The organism is Streptomyces sp. NPDC048606, assembly GCF_040650855.1.
GTDB lineage: Bacteria > Actinomycetota > Actinomycetes > Streptomycetales > Streptomycetaceae > Streptomyces.
The window spans coordinates 411,233-435,787 of the sequence record NZ_JBEZIB010000002.1; the positions used below are offsets into that span (position 1 = coordinate 411,233).

At 72.8% G+C, this 24,555-nt stretch carries 22 protein-coding genes; 10 read left to right on the forward strand and 12 right to left on the reverse strand.

Going from position 1 to position 24,555, the window contains the following annotated elements; all coding sequences use genetic code 11:
- Positions 1–2: 2 nt before the first annotated feature.
- The 3 genes from AB0D01_RS03930 to AB0D01_RS03940 are packed head-to-tail and all read right to left on the reverse strand — an operon-like array spanning position 3 to position 4,134.
- Complete coding sequence (locus tag AB0D01_RS03930; protein WP_363053379.1) at positions 3–1,223, reverse strand: hypothetical protein; 1,221 nt, start codon at positions 1,221–1,223, stop codon at positions 3–5.
- Entirely contained in the window at positions 1,220–2,932 is a 1,713-nt protein-coding gene (locus AB0D01_RS03935) for a lipopolysaccharide biosynthesis protein (RefSeq protein WP_363053380.1), read from the reverse strand. The genes AB0D01_RS03930 and AB0D01_RS03935 overlap by 4 nt, the downstream gene beginning before the upstream one ends.
- A complete protein-coding gene (locus AB0D01_RS03940) occupies positions 2,929–4,134 on the reverse strand; it encodes a glycosyltransferase family 4 protein (RefSeq protein ID WP_363053438.1) in 1,206 nt (401 codons plus the stop codon). Before AB0D01_RS03940 ends, AB0D01_RS03935 begins: the two co-directional genes overlap by 4 nt.
- A gap of 172 nt (positions 4,135–4,306) precedes the next feature.
- Between AB0D01_RS03940 and AB0D01_RS03945 the strand changes: the two genes are divergently transcribed.
- Positions 4,307–4,789 carry an adenylyltransferase/cytidyltransferase family protein gene (locus tag AB0D01_RS03945; protein ID WP_363053381.1) on the forward strand — a complete coding sequence of 161 codons (483 nt, stop codon included), beginning with the start codon at positions 4,307–4,309 and terminating at the stop codon, positions 4,787–4,789.
- On the opposite strand, the gene AB0D01_RS03950 is transcribed toward AB0D01_RS03945, so the two are convergent.
- On the reverse strand, positions 4,770–5,492 hold the full coding sequence (locus AB0D01_RS03950) for a CDP-alcohol phosphatidyltransferase family protein (protein WP_363053382.1): 723 nt from the start codon (positions 5,490–5,492) through the stop codon (positions 4,770–4,772). The two genes, AB0D01_RS03945 and AB0D01_RS03950, sit on opposite strands and share 20 nt — an antisense overlap.
- Before the next feature lie 153 nt (positions 5,493–5,645).
- The gene (gene glgX / locus AB0D01_RS03955) at positions 5,646–7,859 is read right to left on the reverse strand and encodes a glycogen debranching protein GlgX (RefSeq protein ID WP_363053439.1); all 2,214 of its coding nucleotides are present in this window, start codon (positions 7,857–7,859) and stop codon (positions 5,646–5,648) included.
- Positions 7,860–8,160: 301 nt separating this feature from the next.
- Between glgX and AB0D01_RS03960 the strand changes: the two genes are divergently transcribed.
- From AB0D01_RS03960 to AB0D01_RS03995, 8 genes are all read left to right on the forward strand, one after another.
- The gene (locus AB0D01_RS03960; protein WP_363053440.1) at positions 8,161–9,408 is read left to right on the forward strand and encodes an Ig-like domain-containing protein; all 1,248 of its coding nucleotides are present in this window, start codon (positions 8,161–8,163) and stop codon (positions 9,406–9,408) included.
- 132 nt (positions 9,409–9,540) lie between these two features.
- Positions 9,541–12,420, forward strand: coding sequence for a SpaA isopeptide-forming pilin-related protein (locus AB0D01_RS03965; RefSeq protein ID WP_363053383.1), 2,880 nt, complete (start codon positions 9,541–9,543; stop codon positions 12,418–12,420).
- 134 nt (positions 12,421–12,554) lie between these two features.
- Complete coding sequence (locus AB0D01_RS03970; RefSeq protein WP_363053384.1) at positions 12,555–13,277, forward strand: L,D-transpeptidase; 723 nt, start codon at positions 12,555–12,557, stop codon at positions 13,275–13,277.
- Between the two features lie 190 nt (positions 13,278–13,467).
- Positions 13,468–14,691, forward strand: a complete 1,224-nt coding sequence (locus tag AB0D01_RS03975) for an Ig-like domain-containing protein (protein WP_363053441.1) — start codon at positions 13,468–13,470, stop codon at positions 14,689–14,691.
- An 85-nt stretch (positions 14,692–14,776) separates the two neighbouring features.
- On the forward strand, positions 14,777–15,544 hold the full coding sequence (locus tag AB0D01_RS03980; protein ID WP_363053385.1) for an enoyl-CoA hydratase-related protein: 768 nt from the start codon (positions 14,777–14,779) through the stop codon (positions 15,542–15,544).
- A 245-nt stretch (positions 15,545–15,789) separates the two neighbouring features.
- Entirely contained in the window at positions 15,790–16,299 is a 510-nt protein-coding gene (locus AB0D01_RS03985; RefSeq protein WP_363053386.1) for an ATP-binding protein, read from the forward strand.
- Positions 16,300–16,682: 383 nt separating this feature from the next.
- On the forward strand, positions 16,683–17,525 hold the full coding sequence (locus AB0D01_RS03990; protein WP_363053387.1) for a polysaccharide deacetylase family protein: 843 nt from the start codon (positions 16,683–16,685) through the stop codon (positions 17,523–17,525).
- Positions 17,522–18,718 (forward strand): hypothetical protein, encoded by a 1,197-nt coding sequence (locus AB0D01_RS03995; protein WP_363053388.1) that lies wholly within the window; start codon positions 17,522–17,524, stop codon positions 18,716–18,718. Before AB0D01_RS03990 ends, AB0D01_RS03995 begins: the two co-directional genes overlap by 4 nt.
- A 91-nt stretch (positions 18,719–18,809) precedes the next feature.
- Here the strand turns inward: AB0D01_RS03995 and AB0D01_RS04000 are convergent, their stop codons facing one another.
- Entirely contained in the window at positions 18,810–20,051 is a 1,242-nt protein-coding gene (locus AB0D01_RS04000) for a cytochrome P450 (RefSeq protein ID WP_363053389.1), read from the reverse strand.
- Complete coding sequence (locus tag AB0D01_RS04005) at positions 20,032–20,781, reverse strand: tRNA-dependent cyclodipeptide synthase (protein WP_363053390.1); 750 nt, start codon at positions 20,779–20,781, stop codon at positions 20,032–20,034. The genes AB0D01_RS04000 and AB0D01_RS04005 overlap by 20 nt, the downstream gene beginning before the upstream one ends.
- Positions 20,782–21,035: 254 nt before the next feature.
- Between AB0D01_RS04005 and AB0D01_RS04010 the strand changes: the two genes are divergently transcribed.
- Positions 21,036–21,248 carry an EF-hand domain-containing protein gene (locus tag AB0D01_RS04010; RefSeq protein ID WP_363053391.1) on the forward strand — a complete coding sequence of 71 codons (213 nt, stop codon included), beginning with the start codon at positions 21,036–21,038 and terminating at the stop codon, positions 21,246–21,248.
- 45 nt (positions 21,249–21,293) lie between these two features.
- On the opposite strand, the gene AB0D01_RS04015 is transcribed toward AB0D01_RS04010, so the two are convergent.
- Genes AB0D01_RS04015 through AB0D01_RS04035 form a run of 5 tightly spaced genes read right to left on the reverse strand, consistent with a single transcriptional unit; the run spans position 21,294 to position 24,550 of the window.
- Entirely contained in the window at positions 21,294–21,878 is a 585-nt protein-coding gene (locus AB0D01_RS04015; RefSeq protein ID WP_363053392.1) for a PadR family transcriptional regulator, read from the reverse strand.
- 40 nt (positions 21,879–21,918) lie between these two features.
- The gene (locus AB0D01_RS04020; RefSeq protein WP_363053393.1) at positions 21,919–22,740 is read right to left on the reverse strand and encodes an ATP-binding cassette domain-containing protein; all 822 of its coding nucleotides are present in this window, start codon (positions 22,738–22,740) and stop codon (positions 21,919–21,921) included.
- Positions 22,737–23,486, reverse strand: coding sequence for a cobalt ECF transporter T component CbiQ (cbiQ, locus tag AB0D01_RS04025; RefSeq protein WP_363053394.1), 750 nt, complete (start codon positions 23,484–23,486; stop codon positions 22,737–22,739). Before cbiQ ends, AB0D01_RS04020 begins: the two co-directional genes overlap by 4 nt.
- 3 nt (positions 23,487–23,489) lie before the next feature.
- Entirely contained in the window at positions 23,490–23,846 is a 357-nt protein-coding gene (locus AB0D01_RS04030) for an energy-coupling factor ABC transporter substrate-binding protein (protein ID WP_363053395.1), read from the reverse strand.
- The gene (locus AB0D01_RS04035; protein ID WP_363053396.1) at positions 23,843–24,550 is read right to left on the reverse strand and encodes an energy-coupling factor ABC transporter permease; all 708 of its coding nucleotides are present in this window, start codon (positions 24,548–24,550) and stop codon (positions 23,843–23,845) included. The genes AB0D01_RS04030 and AB0D01_RS04035 overlap by 4 nt, the downstream gene beginning before the upstream one ends.
- Between the last annotated feature and the right edge of the window lie 5 nt (positions 24,551–24,555).

Sequence of the window (24,555 nt, forward strand, 5' to 3'; positions counted from 1 at the left end):
GCTCACACGGCGACGGGCGCCCCGGCCGGTTCGGCCGGCACCTTCAGCCGGGCCGCGCGCAGCCAACCGGCGGCGGCCTTCGCGGCGGAGCCCAGGGCCAGGCCCCAGGCGGCGCCGGCCACGCCCCACAGCGCGTACCCGCCCAGCAGCAACGCCACCGACAGCAGCGAGAACACCACCTGGAGGGAGAGCGTCGCCCTCGGGTTCAGCACGCGCAGCGTCAGCAGCGCGCAGGTGCCCAGCCCCATCACCGCGTACTGCGCGCCCGTCGCCGGCAGCAGCGCGGACGCGGCCGTCCAGGTGTCGCCCAGCAGGTGCCGGCCCAGCCGCTCCGGCAGGGCGTACAGCACCGCCGCCCAACCGGCGCCCAGCACCGCGAGGGCCGCGCCCATCAGCGCGGTCAGCCGGATCACGCCCCGCTTGCCGGACGCCCGCCCGACCACCGGCGGCCCGAAGGCGTTCGCCGAGTTGAACAGCACGTTCAGCGGCCCGAAGAGGGTGGTCGCGCCGCGCAGCGCGCCGACGGCGAGCGGGGTGGCGAAGACGCCGAGCCCCAGGACGGCGAGCTGGCTCGATCCGTTGCCCACCGCGAACTCGACGACGAACCGCCGGCCCAGGTGGCCCCGGCCGAGGTACGGCCGCAGTTCGGCGCGGGCGCCCCGGACGTACGGGCGCAGCAGCCACAGGCCGAGCGCCAGCGCGGGCAGCGCGGACAGCCCCCACACCAGCACCAGCCGGCCCGCGGAGGCCCCGGCCGGCTGCGCGGCCAGCGCCACGACCACGCACACCAGCCGCAGCGCGTCCGCCGCCAACGCCCGTTCGGGCGCCCGCAGCGCGGAGAAGCAGTAGCGCAGCCCGTCCTGGACGAGGACGAACGGCAGGACCGCGCCCAGCGCGAGGAACGCCCCTCCCGCGCCCCGGGGCAGGGCCAGACCGACGCCGGCGAGCACCAGGGCGGCGACCGTCGAGGCGGCGGCGGAGAACAGCACCGAGGAGCGGCACACGACGCCGAGGCGTTCGCCCTTCTCCAGCACCACGGTCTGGCCGACGTAGGCCATGTTCAGCCCGAGGAGCACGCTGAAGGCCACGTACACCATCGAGAAGTCGGCGAAGTCGGACGCGGACGACAGCCGGGCGGCCAGCACCAGGACCAGGATGTTCGTGGCGCTGGAGGCCGCCTGGTCCAGGATCGAGGAGACCGCGGCGAGACCCCGCCGGCTCACCTCTGGCCCGTGCGGACCGTGCGCAGCGCGACGGTGTCGCCGGCGTCCCCCGACGGGGGCCCGTCGGAGCCGTCGCCGCGCGGCGCCGGCCCGTCGGGAGCGCCGCCCGCCGGGGCGGCCGAGGCGGCGGAGCCGCGGGTCGCGCCGCGCTTGTCGCCGGGCTGCGGGGCGTGGAGCACCGCGCCGAGGACGGTGCCGCCGGCGCCGCTGATCAGTTCGCGGATCCGGGCCAGGTCGCTGCGGTACACGGCGCGCGGGTCGCAGACCACCAGTACCCCGTCGACGCGGTCGACGAGCGCGAGCGCGTCGGCGTAGGACAGGACGGGCGGCGCGAGCACCACGACGGTGGAGTTGGGGGAGTCGGCCTCGGAGATCAGCCGGGTGGCGCGCGGGGAGGTCAGGGAGCGGGCGACGTTGCGCACCCGCTCGCCCGGGATCAGGTCGAAGGAGCCCGATTCCCCGGCGTCCACCACGAGCCGGCGGCCCTCGGGCCAGTCGGAGTCGGCGGACTGCCCGTCGCCCGCGCCTTGGCTCCAGCGCGGACGTGCGCCCGCCTCGGTCGGCAGCTGGCCGGCGAGGACGGGGGTGCGCAGGTCGGCCTCGATGAGCAGGACGTCCTTGCCGGTCTCGGCGAAGGAGGCGGCCAGGTTCACGGCCACGGCGGCGGCGGCCTCGCTGCTGCCGCGCGGGGCGACGACCAGGAGCCGGCGCCGGTCGGCGAAGCGGGAGTCGTAGGCCAGCCGGAAGGCCACCGAGCGGTATTCCTCGGCGAGCCGGGGATCGGCCTCGCCGGCCGCGAGGAGCGGTCCGCCGCCGGTGCGGTCCCGGGGCAGGGAGCCGAGCACGGGCGCGCGCAGGGCCCGCGACACGTCGCCCTCGGAGCGCGGGGCCGGGTCGAAGACGAGCCGGACCCAGGCGGCCAGCAGGCCGAGCGCCAGCCCCACGGCGGTGCCGAGCGCGAGCGACATCGGCAGGCCCGGCCCGTCGGCGCCCGAGGGCGGGGTGGCGGAGCTGGTGACCCGGCCGGGGGTCATGTCCAGGGCCTCAAGCTTGGTGATCTTGCCGTTGTAGCCGCCGACCTCGCTCTGGAGGTCGGTCTTGGAGGAGGTGGCGGCGTCGCGCGCGGCCCCGGCCGGCATCCGGGCGATCTCCTTGGCCAGCTCGTCGAGCTCCTTGGCCACCGGGTCGCGCTGGTCCTTGTACCCCTTGACCATGCGGTCGCGGGTGGCGTCGAGGGCCTCCTGCCGCTTCAGCAGGTACGCCTCCGACATGGCGTTGGCGCGCTTGGCGGCCTGCGTGGGGGAGGCGGCGGTGTAGGTGAACCGCAGCACCATGGTCTGGGGCGGGTTGGTCACCTGGAGCCCGGCGCGCAGGGCCTTGAAGTCCTTCTCGGCGACGCCGAGCTTCTGCCTGGCGGCCTCCGCGATGGAGCTGGAGAGCGCGACCTGGCGCTCCGAGCCGATGTTGATGGCCTTGTCGGGGGCCAGGCTCGGGTTGAACGGGTCGTCGGTGGGCGCGCGCAGCACGACGTCGGCGGAGGCCACGTAGGTGTCCGCGGTGGATATGCCGAGGTAGACGCCGCCCAGCAGACCGATGCCCAGGCCCGCGCCGAGGAGCCGGCGGTAGCGCAGGAGCTGCCTGAACTGGTCCCTCAGGAGGTCGGGTTCGTCCTCGGTGGGGACCGCTGCCGGTCGGTTCGTCTCGCTCACGGCCTGTGGCCCCCCAGTGCTTCTTCCATCAGTGCGTCGATGCGGGCCAGGCCCGCCTCACGGCTCAGGTGGGCCGCCACGTGGGCGGGCCCGGCCGAGCCCAGCGCGTCCGCCCCCTCGGGGTCCTCGGCCAGGGCCCGTACGGCCTTCAGCAGGGCCGCGGGGTCCTCCGGCGGTACGAGGACGCCGGCGCCGGAACGTTCCACCTCCTGGGCGGTCCCGCCCCGCGCCGCCACGGAGGCGACGACGGGACGGCCCGCCTGGAAGTAGGAGGTCAGCTTGGACGGCACGCTCATGTCCATCACGGCCGCGTGCTGCGTGACCGCGAGCACGTCCGCCGCGGCGAGGATATCGGGGAACTCTCCGTCCGCGGCAGGGGGGATGATGTCCAGGTTCGGCACGTCCGCCGCCAGGTCGGCGAGGGCCTGGCGCTGACTGCCGTCGCCCATCAGCACGAACCTGACCTCCGGGTCCAACCGGGCCGCCCCGACCAGGACTTCGAGGCCCTGCTTGAGCCCCATGTTCCCGGAGTGCAGCACGACCGTCTGGCCGGGGGCCCAGCCCAGGTGGTGCCGGGTCTCGCCGCGCGGCCTGCTGGGCTGCGGCACGTGCGACCAGTTCGGCACGATCCGGATCCGGCCGGGGTCCACGCCCATGCCGACGACCCGCTCCACGAAGGTCTCGTGGATGACGCCGACCAGCGTGGCGCGCCGCAGCGCGTACGCCTCCGCCCGCCCGGCCAGCGCCGCCGCCTTGTCGCCGCCGCTGATGCCGCTCTGCGCGGCGGCCGCGCCCATCAGGTCCTGGACGACGGGGACGAAGGGCACCTTCCACTTCGCCGCGAACCGCGCCGCCAGCACGCCGCCGGCCAGGCTCGGCATCTGCGCGAGGATCGCGTGCGGCTTCGGCATCCGGGGCGGGGCCACCGCGCCGTGCAGCAGAATCGATCCTTCGAACAGGGCCCGCTTCACGGCGGTCTGACGCGGCGGCACCGTGTGCGCGCGCCGGTGCACGGTCACCCCCGCACGCCGTTCCGTGCGCCGCAGCGCCCCCTTGTACTCCGCTTCGAGCGACCAGGCCGGATAGTGCGGCATGCCGGCGAGTACGTGCGTGTCGTGGCCGGTACTCGCCCAGTACTCCGCGATCTGGGTGGCGTACGGGCCGATGCCCGCGTGCTCGGGGGCGTAGTTGGTGGAAACCAGCAGCAGCCGCCGGTGACCGGATGTGGACACTGAACGTCCCCTTCTCCCCTGGATGATGCGCACGTCACCCTATGCGTTCACCGGCCGGGTGCGGAACGTCCACGCTATTGTCTGCTCATCCGCCACACCGGGGGGTGTGGTCGCTGGGGGGTAACTGACAATGGAGCACGACATGTCCGAGCCCGCGCCGGTCGCGCGCAGGCCGTACCGGGTCGGGTACGCGCCGGGCGCCTACGACCTCTTCCACATCGGACACCTGAACATCCTTCGGCACGCCCGCAGCCGGTGCGACTACCTGGTGGCCGGCGTGGTCTCCGACGAGATGGCCGAACTCGCCAAGGGGCGCCGTCCGATGATCCCCCTGGTCGAACGACTGGAGATCGTCCGCAGCGTCAAGTACGTCGACGCCGCCTTCGTGGAGACCGTCCCGGACAAGGTCGAGACCTGGAAGCAGGTCCGCTTCGACGTGATCTTCAAGGGCGACGACTGGCGCGGCACGCCCAAGGGCGACCGGCTGGAGAAGGACTTCGCCGCCCACGGGGTCGACGTCGTCTACTTCCCCTACACGGTGCACACCTCCAGCACCCAGCTGCGCCGCGCCCTGGACGCGCTCGCCGCCCCGCTGCCCGAGCAGCTCACCGCCGAACGGCGCTGAGCTCCCGGAACCACTTCGCGAGGAAGGCCGCCAGGAACAGGGCGGCCACCGCGCCCAGCGCCGCGTACGCCCAGGCGAACACCGGCCCGCCGCCCAGGAGAAGGAACACCAGGCAGAACACCCCGTAGTCCACCGGCAGCAGCGCCACCGCCCGCAGCGTCGAGGGCGCGGCGGCGGGACTGCCCGGCGCGGGCTTCGGCTTGAGCTTCTCCGTCAGCAGCCCGCCGAAGAAGGTGACCACGGCGGCGAACTGGAAGCCGAGCGGCACCAGCAGCCAGCCCGGACCGTGCGTCCCGTAGGCGTCGGGGAAGCGGTAGAAGGCGATCAGGACGCAGGAGTGCAGGGCGGTGAGCTTCGCCGCGTCCACGACGTGGTCGAGCCACTCGCCCGCCGCGCTGCCGCCCCCGCGCAGCCGGGCCAACTGCCCGTCGGCGGAGTCGAACGCGAACCCGACCGCGAGCGCGGCCCACACGGCCGCGCCCAGCCACCAGGACGGCGCCGCCAGCGCCACCGCCGCCACGGCGGCGAAGCTGAACGCGGCGCTGACCAGCGTGACCCCGTTCGGGGTGAGCCCCAGCGCGTACGACCCGGCGGCCAGGTACCGCCCGGCGGGCCGGTTGACGAACCGCGAGTAGAGGGACACCCCCTTCGCCGACTTCTGCGCCCTGCGCAGCTCCCCCAGCGCGGTCCCGACTCTGCCCATGCGTACCCCTGTTCGTGTGTCCGTGCGTTCGATGGTCCCCCGGGAAGCCCACATCATCGCAGGGCGAACGAAGCGCTCCGCTCCGGATGCGCCCCGACCTCCCCGGGCACCCTCGCCCGCGCCCCTACGACACCGCCCGCGAGGACACCGCCCCTACGACACCACCCGCAACAGCAGCACCGACCGCGCCGGAACCGTCACCGCCCGCCCACCCCGGTGCACCACCCCCGGAGCCGTCGCCTGGGACTCCCGCGAGGTGTCCAGCACCAGCTCGTACGCCTCCGCCCACGGCGCCCCCGGCAGCACCCACTCCACGGGCCGGTCCCCGGCGTGCAGCAGCGCGAGGAAACTGTCGTCGCTCACCTGCCGGCCCCGCTCGTCCCGCCCGGGGATGTCCCGCCCCGACAGGTACAGCCCCAGCGCGGCGGCCGGCGCGTACCAGTCCCGCTCGGTCATCTCCGCCCCCGCCGGGGTGAACCAGGCCAGGTCCCGCAGCCCGTCCGCACCCTGCGAGCGCCCCGAGAAGAAGGCCCGCCGGCGCAGCACCGGATGGTCCCGGCGCAGCGCCACCAGCCGCCGGGCCAGTGCGAACAGCTCGCTCCACGCCGGATCCCCCAGCAGCGACCAGTCCACCCACCCCGTCTCGTTGTCCTGGCAGTACGCGTTGTTGTTGCCGCCCTGCGTCCGGCCGAACTCGTCGCCCGCCACCAGCATCGGCACCCCCGTCGACAGCAGCAGCGTCGTCAACAGGTTGCGCAGCTGCCGCCGCCGCAGCGCACCGATCCGCGGGTCCTCGCTCTCGCCCTCCACCCCGCAGTTCCACGAGCGGTTGTCGTTGGTCCCGTCCCGGCCCGCCTCCCCGTTGGCGTCGTTGTGCTTGCGCTCGTACGTCACCAGGTCGCGCAGGGTGAAGCCGTCGTGCGCCGTCACGAAGTTCACCGAGGCGTACGGCCTGCGCCCGCCCCACGCGTACAGGTCGCTCGACCCCGACAGCCGGTAGCCGAGGTCCCGCACGTCGGGCAGCGCGCCCCGCCAGAAGTCCCGTACGGCGTCGCGGTAGCGGTCGTTCCACTCGGTCCACAGCGGGGGGAAGGCCCCCACCTGGTAGCCGCCCGAGCCCACGTCCCACGGCTCCGCGATCAGCTTCACCCGCCGCAGCACCGGATCCTGCGCGATCACCGCGAGGAACGGCGACAGCATGTCCACGTCGTGCATCGAGCGGGCCAGCGCCGCCGCCAGGTCGAAGCGGAAGCCGTCCACCCCCATCTCCGTCACCCAGTACCGCAGCGAGTCGGTGATCAGGCGCAGCACGTGCGGCCGGCCCGCGTGCAGGGTGTTCCCGCAGCCCGTGTAGTCGGCGTAGCGGCGCTGGTCGGACTGGAGCCGGTAGTAGCCGCGGTTGTCGATCCCGCGCAGCGACAGGGTCGGACCCAGCTCGCCGGACTCCGCCGTGTGGTTGTAGACCACGTCGAGGATGACCTCGATCCCCGCCGCGTGCAGGGCCCGCACCATCCGCTTGAACTCGCCGACCTGCTCGCCCGCCGTCCCGCTGGAGGAATAGCCGGCGTGCGGGGCGAAGTAGCCGATCGAGTTGTAGCCCCAGTGGTTGCGCAGCCCGCGGCGCAGCAGGTGGTCCTCGTGCGCGAACTGGTGGACCGGGAGCAGCTCCACCGCCGTCACGCCGAGGGAGGTGAGGTGCTCGATCGCCGCCGGATGGGCCAGCCCCGCGTAGGTGCCGCGCAGCTCCTCGGGAATCCCGGGGTGGAGCATCGTGAACCCGCGCACGTGCAGCTCGTAGATCACCGAATCGGCCCACGGCGTCTTCGGCCGCACGTCGTCCGCCCAGTCGTCGTCATCGTGGACGACGACCCCCTTCGGGACGAACGGGGCCGAGTCCCGGTCGTCGCGCACGGTGTCCGCGATGTACTGCTGCGGCCAGTCCCGCACGTGCCCGTACACCTCCGGCGGCAGCGTGAAGTCGCCGTCGACGGCGCGCGCGTACGGGTCCAGGAGCAGCTTCGCCGGGTTGTACCGGGCGCCCGTCCAGGGGTCCCAGCGCCCGTGCACCCGGTACCCGTAGCGCCGGCCGGGGCCCACGCCGGGCACGAAGCCGTGCCAGATCTCGTGCGTCAGCTCGGTCAGCGGAGCCCGGGTCTCGGTGCCGTCCTCGTCGAAGAGGCACAGTTCCACCGCCTCCGCACCCTGGGCCCACAGCGCGAAGTTCGTCCCCGCGACACCGCCGGGGCCGACGTGGTACCGCGCGCCCAGGGGGTGCGAGGACCCGGGCCACACGGCCGGCGCCGGTGGGGCGACGGCGCGCGGGACCCGCTCGGGGGCCGGGTCGGGGACCGGGCCGGGGGCCCGCACGCGCACCGCGTCCGCGAGGTCCGTCCCGCCCGCCGGGTCCGCTCCGTCCGTCCCGCTGTGCGTGGCCCTGCCGTTCCCGGCGGTCACGGTGGCGGCATCCACCGCCTCTTGCTCGGCTGCGCTCGACACTGCCCGCCTCCACGGCTCCTGGGTACCGGCGGGGCGCGCGGCCCGGCGTCCCTGCCCGGCCCGCCCCCGTCTGGTCCTTCCCACTGTTCTGCCCGGACTGTTCTGCCCGGAACGTGGCCGGCCGTCACGTTTCCCCCGGAGGGGCCCGGTCGTTGGACGGTGCGTGACTCTTCTGACGAGGCGGGCAGGGGCGGGCTTGGCCGCCGTGGCGGTGTGGGCGGGCCTGTGGGCGGGCCTGTGGGCGGGCCTGACCGGCTGCACCAAGGACGGCGGTTCCCCGGTGGAGATCGCGCTGCCCGGCAAACCCCGCTCGCCGGACGAGGCCATCCGGGTCACCCCCGAGGACAACGCCAAGGGGGTCCCGGCGGAGGGCCCGCTGAGGGTGTACGTGCCCGAGGGCCGTCTGGAGCGGGTCGTCGTGACGAAGGTGGAGGACGCCCAGGAGGAGCGGGTCCCGGGCTCGATCGCCGCCGACGGGCTCAGCTGGAGCCCCGACCCCTCCGCCGGCCGGCTCGCGCTCGCCGCCAAGTACACCGTCGACGCGGTCGCCGTCGACGGGCACAACCGGCGCCAGGCCCGGCACACCACCTTCACCACCTACGTCCCCGAGGAGCGGTTCATCGGCTACTTCAAGCCCGAGAACCGCTCCACGGTCGGCACCGGCATGATCGTGTCCTTCAAGTTCAGCCGGGGGATCAAGCAGCGCGCCGACGTGGAACGGGCCATCACCGTCACCTCCGACCCGCCGGTGGAGATCGTCGGCCACTGGTTCGGCGACGAGCGCCTCGACTTCCGGCCCAAGGAGTACTGGAAGGCCGGCACCGAGGTCACCGTGAGGATGAACCTGCGCGACATCGAGGGGGCGCCCGGCTCCTACGGCGTCCAGGACAAGACCATCCGCTTCACCGTCGGCCGCTCCCAGGTCTCCACGGTGGACGCGGAGGCGCACACCATGGAGGTCCGGCGCGAGGGCCGCCTGCTGTCCACGATCCCGATCACCGCCGGCGCGCCCGAGAACACCACCTACAACGGGAAGATGGTGGTGATGGAGATGTTCGACGTGACCCGGATGAACGGGGCCACCGTCGGCTTCACCGGCGAGGACGGCAAGGGCGAGTACGACATCCCGGACGTCCCGCACGCGATGCGCCTGACCGCCTCCGGGACCTTCCTGCACGGGAACTACTGGGCCAACCCCGACACCTTCGGCACCACCAACACCAGCCACGGCTGCGTGGGCCTGCGCGACGACAAGGGCGGCGGCTCCGACACCCCCGCCGGCTGGTTCTTCGACCGCACGCTGATCGGCGACGTGGTGGAGGTCGTGAACTCGCAGGACAAGGTGGTCGCCGCCAACAACGGACTGGGCGGCTGGAACATGTCCTGGGCCGACTGGGTGGCGGGCTCCTCGATCACCTGATTCACCCGTCCGGTCGCGCATCCGAGTGATCGTCGTACCGGAATGCCGTAGCGGAAGAGTGTCGTCCGTCCGCCACGCCGTAGCCGCCCCGCAGCCTGGCAGGGCCATCAGCGCGGAAACGGACGGAGCGTCATGTCAGCAAGGAAATGGACCCCGGTGGTCGCGATCGTGGCCGCCCTGGCCACGGCCGCCCCGGCGGCCCTGGCCGCGGTTCCCGGGGCGGGGCCCCCGACGGTCCGGGCCCTGCGGGCCCCCCTGCCCGGCGGGCTCGGTCCGTGCGTCCCGGGCCAGTGCCCGAGCCCCTTCCCGCCGATCGGCAGCGACGGCAGCGTCAAGGGCCGGGACAACGCGATCAACATCTTCGTCGGCTCCGAGTTCCGCGTCCGGGGCCGTGCCTCCGAGGCGGAGGGCCGTTCGGTCGTCCTCGGCGGCTTCGACCAGGACAAGGTGGCCGGCGCCGACGCCCGCTACAACGTCGGCGTCGTCGGCGCCGGCTCCCTGGTCCCCCCGCCCGCCGGGTCCGACTTCCTCACCACCGGCGGCAACGTGCGCGTCGCCGAGGGCGAGACCCTGATCGCCGACACCGGCGTCGTCCGCCACGCGGGGACCGTCACCGGCACCGTGACCGGCACGCTCGAACAGGACGCGAACGCGGTCGCCCCCTACGCGGGCCTGCGCGAGCGGCTCACCGCCGCCAGCCAGTGCTACGCCAAGGTCGACGGCGCCGCCCGCCCGCCGACCGGGACCGTCGTCAACAGCGGCTTCGAGACCCTCTTCACCGGCGACGGCAGCTCCCCGATCCAGGTCTTCAACGTGCCCGCGGACATGAACCTGACCAGCGCCAACGGCGGCGCGCAGGGCATCCGCTTCGCGGGGATCCCGGCCGGGGCGACCATCCTGGTCAACGTGCAGGGCGCCGGCACCCGCACGCTCAACACCTACAGCGGCACCCTCGTCGACCCGCCCGGGGTGGGCAGCGACCCGCTCAACGCCTACCGCGAGCGGCTGCTGTGGAACTTCCCGGACGCCACGACGGTCAACCTGCTCGGCAGCGGCCAGTTCCAGGGCAGCTTCCTGATCGGCGACAACGCCTCCGAGACCCTGGTCACCCTCCCGGGCGTCAACGGCCGCTTCTTCACCACCGGCTCCGTCACCCACGGCAGCGAGACCATCGGGGGCGGCGGCCAGGAGTTCCACGCCTACCCCTTCAACGGCGACCTCCCCGACTGCGGCACCACCCCGCCCGCCACGGGCACCGTCGCCGTGACGAAGGTGGACGGCGAGGGCAACACGCTGGCCGGCGCGGTCTTCGAGCTGTGGCGGGAGACCAACGGTCAGGAGGGCCTCCAGACCACGGGGACCACGCCCGACACCAAGGTCTCCGACTGCACCACCCCCGCCGCCGGCGAGTGCGTGCGCGAGGACGTCGCGCCGGGCGCCTACTACTGGCGCGAGACGGCGGCCCCGCCCGGGTACGACCTCCCCGCGAACCCGGTCTTCCCGCTCACGCTGACGGCCGAGGACATCGCGGCCGACCGCACCGTCCGCGTCCGCGCGGTCAACACCGCCACCCCGACCCCCACCGGCGCCGTCGCGGTGACCAAGGTGGACGGCGAGGGCAACACGCTGGCCGGCGCGGTCTTCGAGCTGTGGCGGGAGACCAACGGTCAGGAGGGCCTCCAGACCACGGGGACCACCCCCGACACCAAGGTCTCCGACTGCACCACCCCGGCGAACGGCCGGTGCGAGCGGGCGGACCTCGTCCCGGCGGCCTACTACTGGCGCGAGACGGCCGCCCCGAGCGGCCACGACCTGCCGGCCAACCCGGTCTTCCCGGTCACGCTGACCACGCAGGACGCCACCGAGGGCCGCACCCCCACGGTCCGCGCGGTCAACACGCGGACCCCGGTGACGGGCACCGTCTCCGTCCTGAAGGTGGACGGCGAGGGCAACGCGCTGGCCGGCGCCGTCTTCGAGCTGTGGCGCGAGACCAACGACCTCCCGGGCCTCCAGATCGCCGGCCCCGGGGCCGACACCAAGGTCTCCGACTGCACCACCCCGGCGAACGGCCGGTGCGAGCGCACCGGGACCGAACCGGACACCTACTACTGGCGCGAGACGGCCGCCCCGCCCGGGTACGACCTGCCCGCGAACCCGGTCTTCCCGCTGACGCTGACCCCCGAGAACGCCTCCGCCGGCGTCCAGGTCCGGGCCGTCAACACCGCCACCCCGACCCCCGGCGCCCGCGTCGTGCTGCGCAAGAGCGACCGGGACACGGGAGCCGCCCTCGCGGGGGCCGTGTTCGAGCTGTGGCGCGAGTCCAACGACATCCCGGGCCTCCAGATCGCCGGGCCCGGCGCCGACGAGCGGCTTCCCGGAGGCTGCGTCACCGACGCCCGCGGCACCTGCACCGTGGAACTGCCCACGGGGGAGTCGTACTACTGGCGCGAGACCACCGCGCCCGCCGGCTACGACCTCCCCGCCGACCCGGTGGTCCCCTTCACCCTGGACGAGGAGGACGTCGCGACCGGCATCGTCCTCAACGTCTCCAACCGCAAGCGGGACGAGGACCCGCACGGCTCCATCCACCTGCTGAAGAAGGACGCCAAGACCCACCGCCCGCTGCGCGGCGCCGTCTTCGAGCTCTGGAAGGAGACCAACCGCACGGCCGGGCTCCAGACCCGGGGCATCAACGCCGACACGAAGATCGGCGAGGGCTGCGCCACCGACCGGATCGGCGTCTGTGACTTCGACGGGCTCTCCGACGGTTCGTACTACCTCCTGGAGACGGACGTCCCCGAGGGTTACGTGCTGCCGGCCGACCGGGTCACCGGGCCGCTGAGGCTGGACGCCTCCACCCCGGGCAGGGTGCTGATCGTGACCCTCGACAACGAGCGCGACGGACACGGCAAGCCGGGCAAGCCCGGTAAGCCCGGTAAGCCCGGTAAGGAGCACGGCAAGCCCGGTAAGCCGGGCAAGGAGCACGGCAAGGACGGCCGCGGCGGCGCCTGACCGACCCCGCCCCGTCCCGGTGCGCCGGTGGAGTGACGCCCTCACCCCACCGGCGCACCTGCGGGAGCCGCCGCCGGCGGGCCCGGGTTGGCTGGGCCGGGAGGGCCCGGCCGGCGGGCCCGAGGAGGCGCGCCATGGCCGTACGTCGCACCGCACACCGGACCCGGGGACGGGCGGCGACCGCGGCGCTCGCCCTCGCCGGCCTGCTCGCCCTGGCGGGCCCGGCGCCCCGGTCCCACGCGGCGGCCCCGGAGCCGGAGACGGCCTGCACCGCCGGGACCGGCCCGTACCAGCGGGAACTGGAGGCCCACCTCGGTCTCCCGGTCGACGGGCGGCAGTCCGCCGCCGACTGCGCGGCCATCCGGAGCTTCCAGCGGGCGCACGGCGTCACCCCCGCCGACGGCCGCCCGGCCCTCGCCACCTTCCGCACCATGACCGCCGTCGCGGCCCGCACCGATCCCAACGCCGCCGGCGACTGCCCCGTCCGCGACCACCGGGTGACCTGCGTCGACCTGGACCGGCAGTTGCTGTGGGTGCAGCGGGGCCGCCGCGTCGTCCTCGCGCCGGTGCCGATCCGTACGGGCCGCGACGAGCAGGAGACCCGGCCGGGCTGGCACGAGATCTACTGGCGGAGCAAGGACCACGTCTCCACCCTCTACGACGACGCCCCGATGCCGTACTCCCAGTTCTTCGACCGGGGCCAGGCCCTGCACGGCCGTCCCGGTTCGCTCTTCGAGGACGGCGGATCGGCCGGCTGCGTCAACCTCTCCGTGCCGGACGCCGAACGGCTGTGGAACCTGCTGGGGGAGGGCGACGCCGTCTACGTCTGGGGGGTCAAGCCGGGCACGGAGGACTGAGGCCCGCCCCGCCCCCGCCCCGCGCCCTCGGCCGCGGCCCGGGACCCGGCGGGGGCCCGGCCGGGGTGCGCCGGTGCTTGGGACGGAACGGTGACAAGACTGTGCCTATTCGTAATCTGCCCGTGTGATTTCCTGTCGACATGCGCGCGACTGTCCGCGCGCGGGGGACATGGGGAGAACACGAGTGAACCTGCAGCCGATTCGCGGCCGCGTCCGCACCGGCCTGCCGGCCCTCCTGCTGGGGGCGGCCCTGCTGTTCACCAGCGCGTGCAGCGGCGGTGGCGAGACCGCGGGCGGCAAGGGCGGGAGCGACAAGGGGGCCGCCGCCGCCGGCAAGACGGGCAACGAGGCCTCCAAGGCCGTCGTGAGCGTCAAGCCCGACGACGGGTCGAAGGAGGTCGCCACGAGCGGCGTCCTGAAGATAACCAGCACCGGCGGGAAGCTGACCACGGTGACGGTCGCCGACACCAAGGGCAACGCCGTCGAGGGCAAGCTCGCCGCCGACGGGCTGAGTTGGGAGCCCGCCCGCCACCTGGCCGCCGCCACCGAGTACAAGGTGCACGCCGTCGCCAAGGACGAGGCAGGCCGGGAGTCCGCCAAGGACTCCACCTTCACCACCCTGACCCCCCAGAACACCTTCGTGGGCCACTACACGCCCGAGGACGGCGCGACCGTCGGCGTGGGCATGCCGGTCTCCGTCAACTTCAGCCGCGGCATCACCAACCCCGAGGCCGTCGAGAAGGCCATCACCGTGACGGCCGAGCCGGCCGTGCAGGTCGAGGGCCACTGGTTCGGCAACGACCGCCTCGACTTCCGCCCCGAGAAGTACTGGGCCGCCGGCACCAAGGTCACCGTGAAGCTCGCCCTCGACGGGGTCGAGGGACGGCCGGGCGTCTACGGCAAGCAGACCCGTACGGTCACCTTCACCGTCGGCCGCTCGCAGGTCACCACCGTCGACGCGAGCGCCCACACCATGCAGGTCGTCCGTGACGGCCAGGTCCTCAAGGACGTCCCGATCACCGCCGGGGCGCCCTCCACGACCACCTACAACGGGCAGATGGTCATCAGCGAGAAGTACAAGGTGACCCGGATGAACGGCGCCACCGTCGGCTTCGGCGGCGAGTACGACATCTCCGACGTCCCGCACGCGATGCGACTGTCGACCTCCGGCACCTTCGTCCACGGCAACTACTGGGCCTCGTCGAGCACCTTCGGTTCGGAGAACGTCAGCCACGGCTGCGTCGGCCTCCAGGACAAGCGGGGCGCCGGCGACCCCAACACCCCGGCGGCCTGGTTCTTCAACGAGTCCCTGATCGGCGACGTGATCGTCGTGAAGAACTCCAAGGACAAGAACATCGCCCCGGACAACGGGCTCAACGGCTGGAACATGGACTGGGCGGAGTGGATCAAGTAGTCCCGCCCCGCGCGTGACCCGGTGGCCCGGTGCTGTGACCCACAGCACCGGGCCACTTCGCGTTAACCGCCGCTAACCTGGCCGCATGACCCTCTCTCTCGAAGTCTCCGAAGGCGTCGGCACCCTGCGGCTGGACCGGCCCCCCATGAACGCCCTGGACATCTCCACCCAGGACCGGCTGCGCGAGCTGGCGGTGGAGGCCACGGACCGCGACGACGTGCGCGCCGTGATCCTCTGGGGCGGCGAGAAGGTGTTCGCGGCCGGCGCGGACATCAAGGAGATGCAGAACATGGACCACGCGGCCATGGTCGCCCGGTCCCGCGCCCTCCAGGACGCCTTCACCGCGGTCGCCCGGATTCCCAAGCCGGTCGTCGCCGCCATCACCGGATACGCCCTCGGCGGCGGGTGCGAACTGGCCCTGTGCGCCGACTACCGCATCGCCGCCGACAACGCGAAGCTCGGCCAGCCCGAGATCCTCCTCGGCCTGATCCCGGGGGCCGGCGGCACCCAGCGGCTGTCCCGGCTGATCGGCCCCTCCCGGGCCAAGGACCTCATCTTCACCGGCCGCATGGTCAAGGCCGACGAGGCCCTCTCCCTCGGCCTGGTGGACCGGGTCGTGCCCGCCGACGAGGTCTACGCGCAGGCGCACGCGTGGGCGGCCAAGCTCGCGCAGGGCCCCGCGATGGCGCTGCGCGCCGCCAAGGAGTGCGTGGACGCGGGGCTGGAGGCGGACATCGACACCGGCCTGACCATCGAACGCAACTGGTTCGCGGGCCTGTTCGCCACGGAGGACCGCGAGCGCGGGATGCGCAGCTTCGTCGAAGAGGGCCCGGGCAAGGCGAAGTTCGTCTGAGACCGGTTCGGGGCGCCTCCTTCCTGAGGGTGGATTAGCCAGGCCTTAAGGGAGCCTTAAGGGGAACCGGTGATCCACTCTGGGTGATCGCCGCCGATCGGAGGGTCACCGCAGGTCAAGGTGGTCCCGTAGGCGTCCGGTTGCCTTCCGCATATGCCGGGACCGCCCCTCGGGATCGATGCTCCCGAGGGGCGTTTTCCCGCGGAACGGCCCGGGCGGAGGCATCGGCCGTCCATGATGGGTGCATGGCGGGCCTGGAGGGTGTGGAACAGCCGCGGCAGCGCAGCAGTGCTTCTGCTTCTGCCGTACGGCTCACGGCGGCGTTCGAGGAAGAACAGGGCCTCAAGGCGCTGGACTTGTACGGGAACCCGGCCGAGGCGGAGGTGACGTTGCCCTCCATGCCGGAATCCGCGAGCACGGCCCGCCGGTTGACGCAGAGCGTGGTGATCCGCTTCTGGGGGCTGTCCCCGCAGATCTCCGAGCACGCGGTCCTGTTGGTCTCGGAGCTCGTCGGCAACGCGGTGCGCCACACCGGGGCCCGGTCGTTCGGCTTACGGATGGTGCGCAGGCGCGGCTGGATCAGGGTCGAGGTGCGCGACCCCTCGCGCGGACTGCCCTGCCTGATGCCGGTGCACGAGATGGACACCACGGGGCGGGGGCTCTTCCTCGTCGACAAGCTCTCCGACCGGTGGGGGGCGGACCTGTTGCCGCGCGGCAAGATCACCTGGTTCGAGATGCGGGTGGCGGACCGCTGATCCCCGGCTCGGCCGGCCGGCGCCGCGCCCCCGGAAACGCCCGAAGCCCCCGGCTCGCCGTGGTGGGGCGTCGTGGGGGCTTCATGGGTGTGCCGAGGATCGAAGGGGGTGTGATCCTCGGCATCGGTGACTTCGCTCGGGTCAAAGGGAAGCCGTGCTTCCGACTATGGCAGACGAGGGCCCAAACGCCAAAAGTCCCGACTCGGACATAAGTGTGCATATCCTAAGAGTTTCTACCTAAATCCTAGGTGAGGTGGGCCACTCACCTCGTTTTCGATGAATAAGTATCGAACGCTCTGTGTAAATCGTTGATCACAGGGTGAACGAACCCCCGATCGGCCCCGAGGCGTCAAAGGTCCCAAATTGGGTCAATCATTACCTTCTTGTCCATCCGCCCCTTAAATGGGCAGGTGCTCTCCCCATCCGGCCGCCGCGCGGCCCTGCGCGCGGGCGCCGCGGCCCTGATCGGCCTCAGCGGCGCCTGCGCCACCGGACGCACCGTCGCCGGACCGCCCGCCGCCACCGCGACCCCCGCGACCACGACCCCCGCCTCCTCGCCCCGGGCCGGCCGGCCCCCGGCCGCCCCGGCGGGCCCCGCCCCCGCGCCCCGCCGGTTCGCGGGACAACCCGTCGAGATCGGCCACGGCCCCCGCGACCGCCCCGCCGTCTCCCTCACCTTCCACGGCAACGGCGACCCCGCCATCGCCCGCTCCGTCCTCGCCGAAGCCGAACGGGCGGGCGCGCGGGTCACCGTACTGGCCATCGGCGCCTGGCTCGACGACCACCCCGACATGGCCCGCCGCGTCCTCGACGGCGGGCACGAACTCGGCAACCACACCCAGAACCACGTCGCGATCAACTCCCTGTCCGAGGAGGAGGCCCGGGCCGAGATCACCGCCTGCGCCGGGCGCCTCAAGCGGCTCACCGGCTCCATCGGCACCTGGTTCCGACCGTCCCAGACGCAGAACGCCTCCCCGCTCGTGCGCACCCTCGCCCAGCAGGCGGGCTACCCCCACGTCCTCTCCTACGACGTGGACTCCCTCGACTTCACCTCACCCGGCGCCGCGGCCGTCATCCGCACCGTCACCGGGACGATCCAGGGCGGATCGGTGGTGAGCCTGCACTTCGGCTACGCGGACACGGTCGACGCGATGCCGCCCCTCCTCGAAGAACTCGCGCGCCGCAAGCTGCGCGCGGTGACCACCACGGAGCTGCTGACCCCATGACCAACAACCGCCTGCCCCACCGGGCCACCGTGCTCGCCGCCGGACTGGTCCTCGCCGCCCTGGCGGGCTGCGGATCCGGTGGGAAGGACGCGCCCGAGGCGCAGGGCTCCAAGGGCCCCGCCCGCCCGGCCAAGGTCGCGCCGGCCGTCCCGGCCGCCCCGCCCGGGCTGGCGGGCATGCCGCCGCTGCTCGACCCGAACGACGTGTACGCCGCCGACCGGCCCAACCTGCTCTCGCCCGTGGTGAAGGACTTCCCCTCCCGCGTCTACGTGCCGAACACCAACTCCAACACGGTGTCCGTCATCGACCCGGCCACGTACAAGGTCATCGACACCATTCCGGTCGGCGTGCAGCCCCAGCACGTGGTGCCGTCCTGGGACATGAAGACCCTGTGGGTCAACAACAACCGCGGCCACACGCTCACCCCCATCAACCCCGCCACGGGCGAGGCGGGCGAGCCGGTCGAGGTGCACGACCCGTACAACCTGTACTTCACCCCGAACGGGAAGTACGCGGTCGTGATGGCCTCCATGGACCGGGAACTCGTCTTCCGCGATCCGCACACGATGAACCGCGTGAAAACCGTCCCGGTGACCTGTTTCGGCGTCAATCACGCGGACTTCTCCGCGGACGGCCGCTACTTCATCGTGAGCTGCGAGTTCTCCGGTGAACTGCTGAAGGTCGACACCGAGAAGATGGAGGTGGTCGGCCAGCAGAAACTCCCCTTCGAGGGGGCCATGCCGCAGGACGTGAAGATCTCCCCGGACGGAAAGACCTTCTACGTCGCGGACATGATGGCGCACGGCATGTGGGTGCTCAGCGGGGACAAGTTCGACACCCCCAAACTCCTGCCCACCGGCAAGGGGTGTCACGGGCTGTACGTGAGCCGTGACTCGAAGGAGATGTACGTCTCCAACCGGGGCGAGGGCAGCGTCTCCGTCTTCGACTTCAAGCAGAACCGGCTGACGAAGAAGTGGGAACTGCCCGACGGCGGCAGCCCCGACATGGGCGGGGTCTCGGCCGACGGCAAGGTGCTGTGGCTCTCGGGCCGGTACAACTCCGAGGTCTACGCGATCGACACCACCACCGGCGAGCAGCTCGCGAAGATCCCCGTGGGCGGCGGCCCCCACGGCCTCGCCGTCTACCCGCAGCCCGGCCGCTACTCGCTCGGCCACACCGGCATCTTCCGCTAGCCGTCCGGGGTCGCCCCCCCGGTTCCGATCCCGGACGCGACAGCGCCCCGGGAGCTCGCACAGCTCCCGGGACACCGGTCCGCGGTCGTCGCTACCAGGCGACGGGCAGCCGCTCGGGCAGCCGCTTGATGAATCCCGTCCGCCAGACGAGGTTCTCCGCCGGCACCGCCAGGCGCAGCTCGGGCAGTCGCTCCACCAGCACCCCCAGCGCGATCTCGGCGTGCGCCCGGCCCAGCGCGGAGGCCGGGCAGAAGTGCCGGCCGGCGCCGAAGGCGAGGTGGCTGTTGGCGCTCTCGCGCTCCAGGTCCAGCTCGTCCGGCCTCTCGAAGGCCTCCGGGTCGAAGTTCGCGCCCTCCAGCAGGACGAGCACCAGCTCGCCCTCCTTGACCAGCACGTCCCCCACCCGCACGTCCGCCATGGCGATGCGCGGCAGGCCGTCGCCGACGGACAGGTTCCAGCGCAGCAACTCGTCCACCGCCTTGCCGAGCCGCTCGGGGTGGGCGCGCAGGTAGCCGATCAGCTCCGGCCGTTGCAGCAGGGCCAGCACCGCGAGGACCAGGAAGGCGGAGGTGGAGACCGCGCCCGCCCCGAAGAGGGACACGGCGACCGTCGCGAACATCTCGTCCGTCAGATGGGCCGACTCCGGGTCGGCCTCCCGCAGATCGGCGAAGCGGCCGAGGAGCCCCGTACGCTCCTCGGGAGCCAGGGCCAGCTGGTCCTTCAGCCGGTCGGCGAACCAGCCGACGTCCTTGTACCAGTTGAGCGCCGAGTCGGCGAAGGGCTCACGGGCGGTCATGAACGCGACGTCCAGCCCCGACATCAACCGGCGCCAGTCCTCGAACGGCACCCCCAGCACCCGGCAGTGCAGCGCCGCCGAGAACGGGTCCGCGAAGCCGGCGCGCAGGTCGGCCGGGCCGCCCTCGGCGACGAGGGCGTCGACGAGCTCGTTCGCCGCGGCCCGCAGGTGGTCCTGGAGCCCCTGCTGACGGGGGTTGAGCGCCTTCATGACCGCGCTGCGCAGGCCCGCGCTGTTGATGTTGCCCATGTTGTTGACGACCTCGGGCGGGATCGTCAGCGCGTACTGCCGCGGCACGCCCGCGTTGGCGGTGTCCTTGAGGCTGAACCGCTCGTCCTCCAGCACCTGCTTGGCCAACGCGTAGCTGCTCACCAACCAGGCCGGGTCCCCGGTGAGGGTGCGGACCCGGGCGACCGGGGCCTTCTCGCGCAGCCAGGCGCACTCCTCGGGCAGCACGTCACCGCGCCGCGAGAGAGGGAAGTCGAGGAGCGGCTCCGGCTCCCGGCCCTCCCGGCCCTCAAGCTGCTCGACGCTCATCGACGGTCCTTTCGGTGGGTGCGGGGACGAGGGAGGCGGTCACCTCGGGGCGCACGACGGCGTACGCCTGGTTGCGGGTCGCGCGCAGGCCGCCGCCCCGCGCGAACAGGACGTCGGTCATCGGCATCTTGACGTGGTAGGCCGCCACCGAGGAGGGCACGTCGAGAATGCTCGGGGTGTCCACGAAGAAGGGCAGCTCCGCCGCCATGTAATCGAAACAGACCTGCAACTGGTCCGTCGTGATGGATTCACCCTCGGGCAACTTCGATCCGACAAAGTGGAGGGCCATTTCCTCGCAGCCCTTGCGGAATACGTCGTCGGTCTCCAGAAAATGCAGCACGCGGCGGTGCAGGAGTTGGTAGACGGGGTTCGACTGAAACTCGGAAAGCGCCCTCACGCGTATCTCGGCATGCGAAGGTCCTGATTCTTCGACGCCTTTGAGGATCCTTCTCCGGACCGCCTTGATCTCTTTCGTCGCGCGCTTCTCCGCGTGTTCCCGGGTGTAGCCGAAGGCGGCGAACATCCGGTCGACGTGGAGGTCAGCATAGACGAAGTCGACCTGCGCGAAGCGGGTCGTGGCCCATCGGGCAAGACTGGAGATGCGCTCGGAGCTGAAGTAGCTGTTGCCGGGACTGACTCCGATGAGCACATGGTCGCCGTCTTCCCAGATATGGCGGCAGGTGCGGGTGAAGGGCAGAACTTCGAATGATGCGTCAGCTGTGATCGTCACCTGTGTGATCGCCCTTGTTGCCGCTTGTCCCTGGGAGCCCTGCGCTCCTGGTGTGGCGGCAATGCCGTTACGTTATGCCGCGATGTCGGAGCGTGACAAGTGGCAGGCCGATTTGTTGGCCAGAATTATCGCCTCCGGGTTACGGACCGGTAATTCAATTTCTTTCTGCCGATCGAACGGGACCCGCGGGGGAGGGACGCCCGGGGTGCCGCTACCCTGAGCCGGTCAACAAGCACCGAGAAGGGGTGGACCCAGTGGCGGACATCGAGAGCGCACGGGCGACGTTCGACAGGTTCGACGTCAACGGCGACGGCTTCATCACGGCCGACGAGTACAGCCAGGCCATGAAGGCGATGGGCGACGCGTTCGTCACGCCCGCGGTCGCGGACTCCATCGTCGCCGCCAAGGACGTCAACCACGACGGCCTGCTGAGCTTCGACGAGTTCTGGGCCGACCTGAACAAGTAGTCGTCGCGCCCGCCTCCGCCCCCGCCCGCCGGGGGCGGGGCCGCGTCAGGCCCCGACCGAGGGGCCCGCGTCCCCCCGCGCGCCGGCCTCCGGGCCCTCCATGTCCTCCACCTCGGCGAGCGCCTCCTCCAGCCAGCTCAGCCAGAAGGTCTCCAGGGCGATGCCGCCGCGCAGCACGAGCCGGCGCAGCCGGTCCTGGTCCCCGTCGCGACCCGGCGGGAAGTCCTTGGCCTCGATCGCCTCGTACGTCCGCAACTGCTCCCGGTGCAACCCCAGGTGGCGGCGCAGCTCGCCGCCCAGCCCCCGCGGCCCCACCACGGCCGCCGCGCGGATCCGCAACAGCAGCGCGTCCCGCTGGGGCTTGGGGTCCTGGCTCTCGTCCACCCAGCGGGCCAGCTCCGCGCTGCCGTCGGGCAGCACCTCGTACTGCTTCTTCTGCCCGCGCACGGGCACCTCGCTGGGCAGGGCCCGGATCAGCCCCGCCACCTCCAGCCGTCCCAGCTCCCGGTAGATCTGCTGGTGCGTCGCCGACCAGAAGTACCCGATCGACCGGTCGAACCGCCGGGTCAGCTCCAACCCCGACGAGGGCTTTTCGAGCAGGGCGGTGAGGATGGCGTGCGGGAGCGACATGCCGCCATCCTAGGTTCCGCCCCCGGCCGGGCCCCCACGGTCACCGCCAGGCGGCCAGGGCCTCCGGCACGCGCGGGCCCGGGGCGTCGGCGGCCAGCAGGCCCCGCGCGCGCAGCAGCGCCGTCACCGCCGGCGCCCAGGCCTGGCGCAGGCCCGCCGTGGCGAGCAGCTCCGGGTCCGACAGGAGCCCCGGCGCCGGGCCGAAGCGGATGCCGTCCGGGGTGAGCACGGCGGCGTCGTCCGCCCACCGGACCGCGAGGTCCACGTCGTGCGTGGCCATGACGACGGTGGTGCCGGCCCCGCGCAGCCCCGCGAGGACGTCCAGGAGGCGCTCCTGCCCGTCCGGGTCCAGGCCCGCCGTCGGCTCGTCGAGGATCAGCACCCGCGGGGCCATCGCCACCGCGCCCGCGATGGCCGCCCGCTTGCGCTGCCCGTACGACAGCAGGTGCGTCGGACGGTCGCGCAGCGCCGTGATGTCCAGGGCGGCGAGCGCCGCGTCCACCCGAGCGCGGACCTCCGGGACGGACAGGCCGAGGTTCATCGGACCGAACGAGACGTCCTGTTCGACGGAGGCGGCGAACAGCTGGTCGTCCGGGTCCTGGACCACCAACTGCACCGCGCCGCGCAGCCGGGTCAGTCCGGCCCGGTCGTACGTCACCGCGGCCCCGTCCAGCCGCAGCGCGCCCGAGCCCGGGCGCAGCCCGCCGCTGAGGAGCCGCATCAGCGTGGTCTTGCCGCTGCCGTTGCGGCCGAGCAGGACGAGGGCGCGACCCTCGGCGATGGCGAAGTCCACGTCGGACAGGACGGCGGGGCCGTCGTCGTACGCGTAGCCCGCGCCGGCCAGTTCCACCAACGGGTTCACAGGTACAGCTCCTTCAGTACGAGGGTCCCCGCGACCAGGGCGGTCAGCAGGGCGGCGGTGGCCGCGAGGAACCGCCGGGACAGCCGCGCCTCGGGGACGAGCACCCGCAGCGCGCCGTCGTAGCCGCGCCCGGCCAGCCCCTCCTGGAGCCGGGCGGCGCGGTCGAAGGCCCGTACGAACGAGGTGGCGGCGAGCCCGGCCAGCGAACGCCACACCGCGGCCCGGCCGGTGTGCCCCAGCCGCGCGGCCTGGGCCCGGCGCACCCGGTCCATCGAGTCGAGCAGCAGGAAACCGATCCGGTACATGACCAGGGCCACGTCCGCCACCGGCGCGGGCACCCCCGCCCGCACCAGCCGCGGCAGCACGTCCGACACCGGGGTGGTGAAGGCGAACAGCAACACCCCCAGCGAGGCCGCCGACGTGCGCAGCAGCAGCTCGCCCGCGTGCCGGGGCCCGTCGGGCGCCAGGGCGAGGAACCCGTCCGGGCCGCCCACCGACACCAACAGCGGCAGCGCCCCGGTCACGCAGAAGCCCAACGGGACCCGGAAGGCCCGCCACAGCTGCCGCCGGCCCACCCCGGCCGGGCCGAGCAGCACGGCCAGGGTGGCGGCGCCCACGAGCGGCCCGCCCGGCCAGGGGGGCAGGGCGACGGCGGTGACCGTCAGCCCGAGCCCCAACAGGGCCTTCTCCAACGGGTGGCGGCCCCGCCAGCGACTGCTGTGGGCCGCCACGTCGATCGGCAGCACCGGCTACGACTCCCGGGCGGCCGCACCGGCCCCGGAGGCCGTCCCGGCCTCGGCCCGTGCCTGCTCCGCTCCCTGGCGACGCCCCTTGCGGACCCCGAAGTAGTAGGCGAGGACGCCCGCGCCGAGCGCCGCCTGGAGGGCGAACAGCGCCGACTCGACCTCCCCCGACGGGGGTTCGTAGAGCGGCGAGAACCACGGCTCGTAGTCCGGCTTCAGCTCGGTGATGGCGGCCTCGGCCTGCGCGTCGGCGCCGGCGAACGGCTCCTCCTTGTGGTCGCCCATGCCGAAGGCGAGCGGGATCACGGCCAGCGCCGCGACCAGGAGGAGCAGCAGCGTGTTGATCTTCGCGTTGCGGGTCATCGGGCCGTCGCCTCCAGGTCGGTCTGCCCGGCGGTCCGGCCGGTGAGCTTGGCGACGCCGAGCCGGACCAGGTCCGACTTGCTGGACTGCATCAGCAGCCGCATCACGAGCACGGTCAGCAGCCCCTCGCTGACGGCCAGCGGGATCTGGGTGAGCGCGAAGATGCCGGCGAACTTCTCCAGCGAGCCCACGAAGCCGCTCGCCGGGTCCGGGAAGGCCAGCGCGAGCTGGACGGAGGTCACGCAGTAGGTGACCAGGTCCGCGAAGAAGGCGCCGAAGAAGACGCCGACCATGAGCGGGGCCCCGTACTTGCGCAGGAGCCGGTAGACGGCGTAGCCCGCCCAGGGGCCGGCGACGGCCATGGAGAAGACGTTGGCGCCCAGGGTGGTGAGGCCGCCGTGGGCCAGCAGCAGCGCCTGGAAGAGCAGGGTGATCGTACCGAGCACCGCCATGATCGGCGGTCGGAAGAGGATGGCCCCGAGCCCCGTTCCCGTCGGGTGGGAGCAGCTGCCCGTCACCGAGGGGATCTTCAGGGCGGACAGGACGAACGTGAACGCTCCGGAGGCCCCGAGCAACAGCGTGCTCTCCGGGTTGGCCTTCACCTCGCGGGTGAGGGCGCGCACGCCGTGGACGACGAACGGGGCGGACGCGGCGCCCCAGGCGACCGCGTGCAAGGGGGGCAGGAACCCCTCGGCTATATGCATGGGTA